Origin of the sequence: uncultured Thiodictyon sp. (genome assembly GCA_903837595.1) — a bacterium.
Taxonomy (GTDB): Bacteria; Pseudomonadota; Gammaproteobacteria; order Chromatiales; family Chromatiaceae; genus Thiodictyon.
Genome location: CAILVI010000506.1, coordinates 1 through 11,844, shown reverse-complemented (window position 1 = coordinate 11,844; position 11,844 = coordinate 1). Strand labels below are relative to the sequence as shown.

Annotated in this window: 8 protein-coding genes; 1 reads left to right on the top strand and 7 read right to left on the bottom strand. The window is 60.8% G+C overall.

Annotated features, from left to right (window positions below):
- Window positions 1–40: 40 nt before the first annotated feature.
- From QZY44_RS30675 to QZY44_RS30650, 6 genes are all read right to left on the bottom strand, one after another.
- On the bottom strand, window positions 41–1,249 hold the full coding sequence (locus tag QZY44_RS30675) for a glycerol dehydrogenase (RefSeq protein ID WP_295456622.1): 1,209 nt from the start codon (window positions 1,247–1,249) through the stop codon (window positions 41–43).
- Window positions 1,250–1,278: 29 nt separating this feature from the next.
- Entirely contained in the window at window positions 1,279–2,334 is a 1,056-nt protein-coding gene (locus QZY44_RS30670; protein WP_295456619.1) for a hypothetical protein, read from the bottom strand.
- 240 nt (window positions 2,335–2,574) lie between these two features.
- A complete protein-coding gene (locus QZY44_RS30665) occupies window positions 2,575–3,570 on the bottom strand; it encodes an amidohydrolase family protein (protein ID WP_295456617.1) in 996 nt (331 codons plus the stop codon).
- Window positions 3,497–5,086, bottom strand: a complete 1,590-nt coding sequence (locus QZY44_RS30660; RefSeq protein WP_295456615.1) for a TIGR03768 family metallophosphoesterase — start codon at window positions 5,084–5,086, stop codon at window positions 3,497–3,499. Before QZY44_RS30660 ends, QZY44_RS30665 begins: the two co-directional genes overlap by 74 nt.
- Window positions 5,087–5,319: 233 nt before the next feature.
- On the bottom strand, window positions 5,320–5,697 hold the full coding sequence (locus QZY44_RS30655; protein WP_295456613.1) for a hypothetical protein: 378 nt from the start codon (window positions 5,695–5,697) through the stop codon (window positions 5,320–5,322).
- A 211-nt stretch (window positions 5,698–5,908) separates the two neighbouring features.
- Window positions 5,909–6,814 carry a hypothetical protein gene (locus tag QZY44_RS30650; protein WP_295456612.1) on the bottom strand — a complete coding sequence of 302 codons (906 nt, stop codon included), beginning with the start codon at window positions 6,812–6,814 and terminating at the stop codon, window positions 5,909–5,911.
- A gap of 880 nt (window positions 6,815–7,694) precedes the next feature.
- Between QZY44_RS30650 and QZY44_RS30645 the strand changes: the two genes are divergently transcribed.
- Window positions 7,695–8,165 (top strand): addiction module protein, encoded by a 471-nt coding sequence (locus tag QZY44_RS30645; RefSeq protein WP_365305619.1) that lies wholly within the window; start codon window positions 7,695–7,697, stop codon window positions 8,163–8,165.
- A gap of 127 nt (window positions 8,166–8,292) precedes the next feature.
- Here QZY44_RS30645 and QZY44_RS30640 read toward each other — a convergent pair.
- On the bottom strand, window positions 8,293–11,844 hold a 3,552-nt coding region (locus QZY44_RS30640; RefSeq protein ID WP_295456611.1), incomplete at its 5' end, for a DNA-directed RNA polymerase subunit beta'.

The window sequence follows — 11,844 nt, the reverse complement described above, 5'->3', positions numbered from 1 at the left end:
CACCAAGCATAACGCCGCGGTGCCGGCGGCGACCAGCCGCTTATTCTGAATGCAGCGCCCGATAGGGCGCGTCTCCCGCGCGTTGCGCGACGTCGTTGCCCAAAGTATGCGCGTGTCGGGCGGCGGCTACCAGGGTATCCACGCTGAGGGGCAAGGGCTCATTCACGATATAGGGTAGGGTCATCGCCGTTTCCATCACGGCCCGCAACGCCGGCGTGTCGTCCGGGTCCAGCCCGAGTTGGCCCAAATGGACCGGGAGCCCGATCGTTGCGAAAAACGCTGCAACCTGTTGGAATTCGTCCGCCTGGCTCTGGACCACCAGTTGCGTCAGCAGTCCCATCGCGACCATCTCCCCGTGCAGATAGTGCTGATGGACCGCCGGGAGTACGGTCAGTCCTTGCGCGACGGCGTGAGCGAGCGCCAGTCCTCCGCTTTCAAACCCGATACCACTTAAGAGCGTATTGGTCTCGACAATGCGTTCGAGGGCGTCTGTGACCTCCCCACGCTGGACCGCCTCCAGGGCCGCCACGCCGTCCGCGAATAGGGTCCTGGCACATAATTCGCCCAGCGCACTGGCCGCCAGGGTCGGGCGCGCACCCAGCACTGAGCGTGCCTGCGGATTGCGTAAACAGGTGCGTGCCTCATACCAGGTGGCCATGGCATCGCCCATCCCAGCGACCAGATACCGGACCGGCGCCGCCGCGATCACTTGGGTGTCGACGACGACCAGGGCGGGGCTGTGGGGGAAATACTCTACGTCGGCAAAGACACCGGCGGGGCTATACATCACCGACAGCGCGGAGCATGGCGCGTCATTGGATGCAAGCGAGGGGCAGACGACCACGGGCACACCGAGCCGATCGGCGACACACTTGCCGGCATCGATGCACTTGCCGCCGCCGACCGCGACCACGCAGTCCACCGCGGGGGTGCTGGCGCGCAGGACTGCGACCACGCGCTCCACCTCTTCTTGGGAGCATTCGCCGTGAAAGGTGACCGTGGTGGCAGCGATCTGGGCGCTGCGGATGCTTTGCAACAGCCGTGCCCCGTCACGTCGCTGACCGCCGGCCGAGATGAGAATGGCGGCGTTGGTGCTCGGAATGAGGGAGAGGTAGCGTCCCAGACGTTCCCATACGTTTGGGCCTTGGACATATCTGGGCGGGGCGATCAATGCTTGCGGCACGATGCCGTGTGTGCCGTCTTCAGCGGCGAAAACACGCTGTGGCAGGTAGGGAAGAGGCGCAGACATGATGGCTCCTGTTCAGGCAGTCGGACTCATTAAATCTCTCGGTAAATCACACCGGTCGTGCAGCGGATGCCGCCGCCCGCTTGCGCGTGAGCAGCGAATTCAATGTCTATCACATCAAAGCCGAGCTGTGAAACCGCTTCGCACACCCGGGGCGCAGCGCGGGGCAGGAGTACCGTCTTGCGGTCGATATTGACCGCGCAGGGGGCAGTCGCCTTCGCCTCCGCCTCATCACACCAGATGACGTCCCATCCCTTGAGTGGTTCGGGCAGTTTTCTGCCGGGGAAAGCACCTTCATAGGCAATCGCAACTCCTGGCCCAATGATGCAGATGACCGCATAGAGATGAATGATCCCGGTATGGGCAAGCTCGATGACGGTCACTTTGAATCCGTCTGCTTCGAGGATGCGCCTGGCCCATTCGCAACCGCGAGGATTGCTCGATGAGTTGGATGTGTCGTATGCAAGAATGACATTCCCGTCGCCCACGATGAGAATGTCGCTGCATTCAAAATAATAGTCACCGGAAAGCGGGCCTTCACCGGGCGATGGCATGGGGCAGGCATGTAGATAAGCGGATGAACTCGCATCCAAATAGGGCAGATAGTGTTCGCGTACCGCCCACCGTGTTGGGCGGACGTACATCTTCCGCCAACTGCTCTCGATGACGTTGCGGCCGACACACCAGAAGACATCGCAGGGAAACAGGTTCGATGCACCAAAACCGAAAGAGTAGGCCACCTCTTCAGGCGTGACAGGTCGCGGGATGTGAGTCTTTACACCATGGGACTCGAAAACCTTGGCCAGCGCCGCGCTCTCTTCTTGGAGGGTGGCATAGTACTCGGGCAAGACGTCTTTGAGCAGCTTGCCACCGTGATTTTTCATCAGGTCGACGAGTTGGGGGTCCACCGCATTTTCAAGAAAGGATTCAAACTTCGGGATGAGGGTGCCTTCGGGAGTGCCGACGACCACCTCTCTGAGGCGTCCCCAGAGATTCCACTCCCCGATGGGTGCAGAGCTGAGTTTGTGGCGGTATCCGGGGATAAGCGCAATACCACCGGTCGATTGGGAGTAAGATGTTTCTGTCATCACGTTGCTCCGTATCTGTTGTGCGTTCTAACAGGAGTGTAACAGGAGTGGGGTCAAAACAGGAGTGGGAAACAGAAAGCAGGAGTGGCAGGAGTGGGGGCAGGTCTTGGAATTACGCATTCTTGCATCGTGTCCGGGATGCTTGATTCCAAGACCCGAGCCCGGCCCCTGTGTGGGCCGTCAGTTGGGCTACCTCTTGATTCCGGCCGAATTACGCATACTGTCCCCGGAACTCCCGTGTCATATGCCCAGCAGCCGTTCGGCGTTGCCGTGCGCGATGGCGTGGACGACGTCCTCTGGGAGGCCGCACTCGTCGAGAAACGACTGCGCTCTGTCGTTGGCTATGAACGGGTAGTCCACCGAGAAGATGCAACGGTCGGTACCCAGGATATCCGCACAGAAGCGGAGATGTTCGCTGGTAAACATCCCGCTCGGCGTGTAGTAGACATTCTCTTTGACGTACTCGGTGATGGTCCGGTCGAGTCCGGTTACAGTTCGTGGTAGCCCCTCCTCGAGCCGGGCCAGGAACCACGGCACCATCTCGCCCCAGTGACCGAGGATGAACTGTAGCCTTGGATAGCGGTCGAGCACGCCGCTTAGAACGATGTTCAGGAAGTGGACGCCCGTTTCACTGTGCCAGCCCCATGCTGCCGTGGCCAAACGCGTGGCTACGACCGGCTTCAGCCCGCGCTCGTAGTTATCGGCAATGGTCGCCCGCGCCGGGAACCCCGGGTGGAGGTATATCGGTACCCCGAGATATGCGGCAGTCTTGAGGATCGGGTCGAAAGACTCGGCCGAGAGGAACTCGTCGTTGGTCCGGCCGAAGATCATCGCGCCGACAAATCCGAGTTCCTCCACGGCCCGTCTGAGTTCGTCGGGTGCCTGCTCGGGCGCGGAGGTTGGCAGCGAGGCGAACGCCGAGAAGCGGTCGGGATGGCGTCGGCAGGCGGCGGCCAATCGATCGTTCACCTCGCGAACGAGTTCAGCTGCACCCGTCGCCGGCAACATCTGCGTCGCCAGGTTCGACAGGACCTGCACGTCGATGCCGTGAGCGTCCATGTCCGCCAGTCGGCCTTCATCAAGGTCCTCGAGCAAGTTGCGGGTAGGACTCCACGGCAGTTCCTCGCCTGGCGCGTACGCGTCGGCCAGATGCGGGAGCAGCTCATCTGAGCGCGCGGCGCTGGCCGCAGCGACCCCGGGATGCATCGTGTGTTCTTCGATGGAGATGAGTCTCATGACGTTGCCTTTCGTGGTCCGGTAGTGAAAAAAACGGGACAGTTCCGCCTGGACGATTTGTTGAACCGCAATGGCGTACTTTCGCGACGTGGCGGCTGGTGTTCCCTCGGCGACGGCCGGATCGACGTTCACCGTGACGATGGAAACGCTGTAGTCGTTGTTCAGGTGGATCTCGAAAGTCGGCAATCATCAACTGGTTGTCGGCTTGACCCCTGGCAAGCTCGGCTTGCAACCACGCCCAGCGCTGTGCATCCAGGTAACCATGGCCATGGATGTCCGTCGAGCCCTCATCTTCCCTCTGGGTGTCGTCCAGCACGATCACCCGCAGCGGCACCTTGGGATTGGGAATGAAGCTGTAACAGGCAAAACCAGGCGGACTGTCCTTGCCGGCCAGATGAAAGCCATGGCCGACTGGATGGGTCGTCGTGCGGAAAAATTCCTGTTTCCACTCCGTCCTGACCAGCGAGCGTCGATCCGGATCGGCGGCGACCTTGGGCGCGCCGGCAGCAAAAGCCGCATCGGTGGCCGGCCCGGCCTGGATGATTTTTCCGAACGGGCTCGAACCGTCGATTACGCCCGTATAAACCCGTGGCTGGGCAGCCATGCCATCGATGTTGAACAAGACCGGGAAGGTGCGCAGGTTGGGCACCAGAATATCGGCCATGGACCAGACCGAATCCGCAACGTAGGACTGCCGGAAACCCAACGCCGGGTTCGCAGCCACGGGAAATGACCCGAGATAGAAATGATCGTGGTTGCCCATCGTCTGGTACCAGGGGATGGACCTATCCAGTCCGGCCGCCTGGTAAGGCTTCTGGTATTCGATGCTGTCGGTGCCGAGATGGGCGCCGGAACTGGGCGTAATGACCTTGCCGTCGATCACGTCGAGATACCAGCACAGTTCGTTGTACGACGTGGAGTTGCAGGTATCGCCCAGCGAGAGGCCGAAGTCGAAGCGGTTCTTCTTGTGCAGCGCATTGACTGTCTGCACCGCCGCATCCAGGACATGCGTGGTGTACATCATCACCGGAGAATAGATCGAGGTGTTGTTGTAGGCGAAGCGTTCTATCTGTTGAAAATGGATGAGCTGGTTGGGCGCCTCCTTGTCGGTTATGGGGATGTCGGAGAAGCTAAAGAAGTGGATGAACTTCACCTTTCGGCCTGCCGACGCGCTGCCGTAATGGGCCGGCATGATGTCAGTTCGTGGGACCAGGGGCCGCGGGGAGCCAAGCGTCCAGTTGCCATAACCGAACTTCGTGTATTGGTCGACTTCGCAAATCTGCGGCTTGCTCAGGCCGGGCAGCGTCGTGGGAAACGAGATCATGGCCTCGAGCGTGGTGGCGACTTGGGGGCGGATCGGATATCTCTGAACCTTCCTACCGGCGCGGACCGCCCCGAAGGGAAGTGAATACAGCGCCAAGGCGCTGAGCGTGCCGGTGGAATATTTCAAGAATTCCCGTCGCGTGACTGACTCAACACTTGCCTCTCCACTCTTCTTGGAGTCTTCGCTACTCATCTTCTTAGCGCTCTCGAAGCCGGCAACTCTATCCTCGCGGCCTCCTCGCATGACCGCCCCTGCCAGCATAGGCGTGGCCCCCCGGCCGCGACGAAGCAATATACCAGACCGGGAATGAGTTGGATGCCGCGATGCGATGTCGGCTGGGTCGCGATAGTCATAGGTAATCTCATCTTCGATAAGTCGTCGCTCGCTCTGCTCGCATGGCTCATCCTTCTCGTAAGGCCCTTTATTCAATTTCGCTGCCGTAAATCGAGCCTGGGCGCATTTTTCAAAGAATCCGATCCGGTATAGATAGGACTGAGAAGCCGATAGGGCGCCGACGGAGCGTATGGTTGGTAATCCCGGGGATGTTCATTCGTGGACTGGTCGTCCTGGAAATAACTGTAGACATCATATCCATGCTCTGCCGCAGAAAGCGCGTGCTTCGCGGGCGGTGTAAACGCTTCGGCGGAGCGAGCGGCAGCACGTCCGGCCTTGGTAATCGCTTCGGCGGAACTCGCAACCGCGCTTCCGGCCTTAAGCAGAGCGCTCCACCATGCGTGGGACGATCCCGCATAAGTCATGAGACCAAGCGTAACCGCAAATGCGAGCACAGTTCGATTGATCATTTCGCTGACCTCTTGGGGTTCAAATGGGTCTTGCTCAACCGTGGGGACGTCGGTTAACCTAAGCGAGCGGGGGGCGGTCTTGCAATCATGCATTCTGGCATCGTGTCCCGGATACTTGATTGCAAGACCTGACCCTAGCCCCCTATGACCCTAGCCCCCTAGCCCCGTGTAGTTGCACTTAAGTAGTGCCATTCGAGCCTGGCCCCTTTTGCTACTTTTGCTTGCTTTCATTCTGATCTGCCAGCATCTTGCGGCCGCGGGCGGATAGAGTATCGATGACCTCTCTCGCGAGGAGTCCCGATATGATGCCAACAAGACTAATCATAAAGGGGCTAAGCGAACTTTCAGCTCTGGCCGATGATAAGAGAAGAAGGCCAGTCATGGCAAGCACGTAGCCGCCAACAGCGACAACGGCGCCAATCATGGGTACGAATAAGTATTCCTGGTCAACTGGATTCTGCTTGTCCGCAGTGCCGAAGTCACGAAGCAGGCGGACCACTCCTCCAAGAGCTCCCATAAATACAACCAGCAGCAGTACTAGCAAGTCGTATGGGGCGAGCACGAATGGTCTCAAGTACCAGACTTTTTCCATCTCCTTGAATGCTAAAAAGTCGTTATGTCCTTTGATTAACTCTGTATAATCCTCATTGATCCCAGTCAATGATTTTCGTAGCTCGCTGGTCTCTGCTGAATCACTTTCGACTAACATCTTGTAGTGGCTAATGTCGTAAGTCACCCAAGAAAAACCTTTAACAATGCAGCTCACGTCTCCAATAAGTTGGCTTATGTCGGTGTGCTTTTCCCTGGCTTCTGAAATTGATTTCGCGGTTTCAGGATCGATTAGATCCGGTCGTAGCAGGCCGTGCTCATCAAAAAACCTGAGACATCCTTGGCTTCCGATCTGTCCCTTTGAATCATTGCGAGTCTTCTCGTTTGCAATTCGTAAGCGCTCGCTCAAAGTCTCGTTGAGAGCTCGGTTAGCTTCATAGTTGAGGCGCCAGGTGTCAAAGGTTGCGCCAGTAGATGATCGCAATTGTGCAGCGGCCAGCAGCACGGCTCCGAAGGCAACTATTAGGAAGTAGTAAACCACTGCTAAGGCAATTGCTACGAGCTTCATCGGGGTCTCCTGGCGGCCTTGAACATCAATCTGGCCCCTCTTGCTGTGCGGACTGCGATAATACGGAGTTCGGAGCCGCCCGAGTCGCGCCTGCGACACCGATGAGTAACACAGTCCGCTCAGGGCTATGCAACATCTCGAGATTGCAGCGGCCATAGTGTCATTCGGAGCAAAAGCGGAGCAAAAGGGGCCAAGCAAAAGGGACCAGGCTCGAATACACTTGGGGACAGCAATGCCAAGATTAACTCGAGCCTGGCCCGAATGGCACTGACTTAAGCTGCAGCGTTGAAAAATCAGCGACCTGCAACCGGATCGCCAACCAGTCGCTTGAGTGGAAGCGGCATTTTCCGGGGTGTTTCCCGGCTCCGGCTAGGTCCGCAACGGTTTTTCGCTCGCTTCGCCGCATCGCAACCGAGTGTTTCTGAGATGCTTTCGGCTTAAGTCAGTGCCATTCGAGCCTGGCCCCTCTTGCTCCTCTTGCTCTATGTTCTTATGCGCTACTGCACCTAGATTTCGGCGGACGAACTACTGCATAAACCGCCGGGTCGAATCTAGTGGATCAAAAAAACGGCAATTTGTCAATATTTAGGGCGCGCGTTCCGAATGCTCAGTTAGTGTGTTATGCGGCAAGGTTCCGGCGCACCACGCTAACATGCGCCCCACACTCGACGCAGGCAATTCTCCTCGCGGCATCCTGGCACGCGACCACTGCTGCGAGCATAGGAGCGGTCCCCGGGCGGCGACGAAGCCAAATATTTCCAACCGTGGTGACGTTACTACGCTAAATTTGAAGACTTGGACCCTGAGCCAGTGATCTACAATTCAAAGTACCGCTTGATGCGGCCCCGATCTAGGCCAATTTTCTTACGGCGCATATTTGATGCCAATGCTTGAAGATGGCCTGGATAGCGCCCTCGGTTTGGTGGTCGACGACCGGGCAGTTGTCGCCGAGCGACTTTTGGCGAGCCTCGACGATCTGGACGAGCGGGAGACTGACCGCCTCTGGCGTGAGGAGGCGCAGTGGCGGCTCGCCGCATTTCGCACGGGTAAAGCGCGGGCACGGCCTGCGAAAGATGTGTATGCGCGGGCCGAGCGGCTGTTGAAATCGCAAGACAAGAAAATGGCCGAGGTGCGGCCTAATCGGGGGAGTTGGGTGGCGAGGACGCGAGGCGCGCCGACAGATCGGGTGTGCAGCGTCTCGCCAATGCAGGGTTCGTCCGAACGTGCCGTTTTCGCTATCGCTCCCGCTAGACTGGCCCTTGCGGCTACCCGTCGCGGCCTGGGGGCCGCTCCTACGCGGGTAGGAGCGGCTCCCCAGGCCGCGACGAATGTTCGCGGGTGGCCCGAATAGCGATCAATGCCGGAGAAGCGGTGGAAACTGGACTTTCCAGGATCAATGCCGCCCACAAAAAAAAAGCGGCCCGGAGGCCGCTTTTTTTTTCTACCAACCGCGGGGACAGGGCGCCCCCGCTCCTTTCTTACCCCGCATCCGAGGTATTAAGCGCCTTCTTCAGCGCCTCTGACAACTCCTCGCTGTCCATCTCGACCTTGCCGGAGGCGCGATCCTCCTCGCGGCGCAGACGCTTGCGCTCGTTGTGATAGGCCAAGCCGGTCCCCGCGGGGATCAGACGGCCGACGATCACGTTTTCCTTGAGGCCGGTCAACCGGTCATTGGAGCCGCGCACCGCGGCCTCGGTCAGCACCCGGGTCGTCTCCTGGAAGGAGGCGGCGGAGATGAAGGACTCGGTGGCCAGGGACGCCTTGGTGATGCCGAGCAGCAGGGGCTCGTAGAGGGCGGGCTGCTTGCCCTCCGCCTCGACCCGCGCGTTCTCGTCCATCATTGCGGCGTATTCCACCTGCTCGCCGCGCAACAAACGGGTGTCGCCGGGGGAGATGATCTCGACCTTGCGTAGCATCTGGCGGACGATCACCTCAATGTGTTTGTCGTTGATCTTCACGCCCTGGAGGCGGTAGACGTCCTGGATCTCCTTGACTAGATATTCGGCGAGCGCCGTGACGCCCTTGAGCCGCAGGATGTCGTGTGAGGCCAGTTCGCCGTCCGCGATCACCTCGCCGCGCTCCACGCGCTCGCCCTCGAACACGTTGACGTGGCGCCACTTGGGGATCAATTCCTCCACCGTCTCGCCGTCGTCCTTGGTGATCACGAGCCGCTGCTTGCCCTTGGTGTCCTTGCCGAAGCCGATGGTGCCGCTGGCCTCCGCGAGCAGCGCCTGTTCCTTGGGCTTGCGTGCCTCGAAGAGATCCGCCACCCGCGGCAGACCGCCGGTGATGTCGCGGGTCTTACTGGACTCCTGCGGGATACGCGCCAGGATGTCGCCCACACCCACCTGGGCCGCATCCTCCACGCTGACGATCGAGTTGGCGGTGAGGAAATAGCGGGCGGGCAGGTCGGTGCCGGCAATGTTGAGCTCCTTGCCGTCTTCGCCCAACAGCTTGATCATCGGGCGCAGGTCCTTGCCGGTGGCCGGGCGCTGCTTGGGATCGATGACCACGCGCGAGGTGAGGCCCGTCACGTCGTCCACCTGGCCCTGCACGGTCACGCCCTCAATGAAGTCCTCGAATTCGAGCTTGCCGGCCACCTCGGTTACCACCGGATGGGTATGCGGGTCCCAGTTGGCCACGACATCGCCGCCCTTGACCAGGTCGCCGTCACCGGCCCGCAGGGTGGCGCCATACGGGACCTTGTAGCGCTCCTTCTCCAGCCCCTTGTCGTCGACCACCGTCAACTCACCGGAGCGCGACACGGCCACCAGGTTGCTGCCGGAGTGGTGGCGCACGGTCTTGATGTTGTGCAGCCGGATGGAGCCGCCGTTCTTGATCTCTATACTGCTGACCGCCGCCGTCCGTGAGGCCGCGCCGCCGATGTGGAAGGTCCGCATGGTGAGCTGGGTACCCGGCTCACCGATCGACTGGGCGGCGATGACACCCACCGCTTCACCCATATTGACCCGATGTCCGCGGGCCAGATCGCGCCCATAGCATTGGGCGCAGACGCCGATGCGCGCCTGGCAGGTAATGGGCGAGCGCACCCGCAACTGGTCGATACCAGCCACCTCGAAGCGCTCCACCATCGACTCGTCGAGCATGGAGCCGGCGGCGCAGATCAACTCGTCGGTGCCCGGGCGGTAGACATCGGTGGCCACCACGCGACCCAAAACGCGTTCGCGCAGGGGCTCGACCACGTCGCCGCCCTCGATGACGGGCGACATCAGCAGTCCCTTCTCGGTGCCGCAGTCCGTCTGGAGGACCACCATGTCCTGGGCGACGTCCACCAACCGGCGGGTGAGATACCCGGAGTTGGCGGTTTTGAGCGCGGTATCCGCCAGACCCTTACGGGCACCGTGGGTGGAGATGAAGTACTGGATAACGTTCAAACCCTCACGGAAGTTCGCCGTGATCGGGGTCTCGATGATGGAGCCGTCGGGCTTGGCCATCAGCCCGCGCATCCCGGCGAGCTGGCGGATCTGGGCGGCCGAGCCGCGGGCGCCGGAGTCCGCCATCATGTAGATGGAGTTGAAGGTGTCCTGCGTCTTGCCGGTGGGCACCGACTCGGTGGAATCGGCCGGCAACTCGCCACGGCGCGAAATCTCCAACAGATCTTTGGACCGCGCATCAAAGGTCGCGTGATCGATCTGTCCGGCCTTGAATTGCGTATGCAGGGCCATGAGGTGATCCCGAATCCATTCGGCGAAGGCCATGTCGGGGTCGAGCTTAACCTCCTGCTTACCCAGTTTGCCCATCATGGACTTGGCGACCTGGTCGTTGGTATGCGACCAGATGTCGATGACCTTGTTGTAGCGCTCGCCGTTGGTGACGAGACCCGAGGCGTACTGCTCCTCGATCTCCTTCACCTGCCGCTCGGCCTCGGCCAGGATGGTGGGTTTCTCCTCCGGGACCGCCATGTCGTCCAGGCCGATGGACACGCCCGAACGGGTGGCCATACGGAAGCCCATGTACATGATCTGGTCGGCAAAGACCACGGTCGGTTTGAGGCCGAGGCGGCGGTAGCAGGTGTTGATGAGCTTGGAGATGGCCTTCTTGCCCAGCGCGCGATCCACCAGGTCGAACGGCAGACCGTCGGGCACGATGGCGAATACCAGCGCGCGGCCGAGCGTCGTGCTCTTGATGCTCACGACCTCGCGCAGCGTGCCGTCTTCCTCCTTGATCACCTCACGGATGCGCACCCGTATCCGCGCCTGCAGGTCCGCGTGCCCGGTCTCGTAGGCGCGCCGCGCCTCGTCGATATCGGCGAAGACGCTGCCCTCGCCCTTGGCGCTGACGCGCTCGCGAGTCGTGTAATAGAGCCCCAAGACCACGTCCTGGGATGGGACGATGATGGGTTCACCGTTGGCGGGCGACAGGATGTTGTTGCTTGCCATCATCAAGGCGCGGGCCTCGATCTGCGCCTCCAGCGACAGGGGCACGTGTACGGCCATCTGGTCGCCGTCGAAGTCGGCATTGAAGGCGGTACACACCAGCGGGTGCAGCTGGATGGCCTTGCCCTCGATCAGGACCGGCTCGAAGGCCTGGATGCCCAGGCGGTGCAGGGTGGGGGCGCGGTTGAGCATCACCGGGTGTTCGCGGATGACCTCCTCCAGGATATCCCAGACCTCCGGCGTACCGCGCTCCACCATCTTCTTGGCCGCCTTGATGGTGGCCGCCTGGCCGCGCAGTTGCAGCTTGCTGAAGATGAAGGGCTTGAAGAGCTCGAGCGCCATCCGCTTGGGCAGACCGCACTGGTGCAGGCGCAGCGTCGGGCCGACCACGATGACCGATCGCCCGGAGTAGTCCACGCGCTTGCCGAGCAGGTTCTGGCGGAAGCGCCCCTGCTTGCCCTTGAGCATGTCGGAGAGCGACTTCAGGGGCCGGTTGCCCGCGCCGGTGACCGGGCGGCCATGGCGGCCGTTGTCAAAGAGGGCGTCGACCGCCTCCTGGAGCATCCGCTTTTCGTTGTGGATGATGACGTCCGGGGTCTTCAACTGCATGAGGTTCCTCAGGCGGTTGTTCCG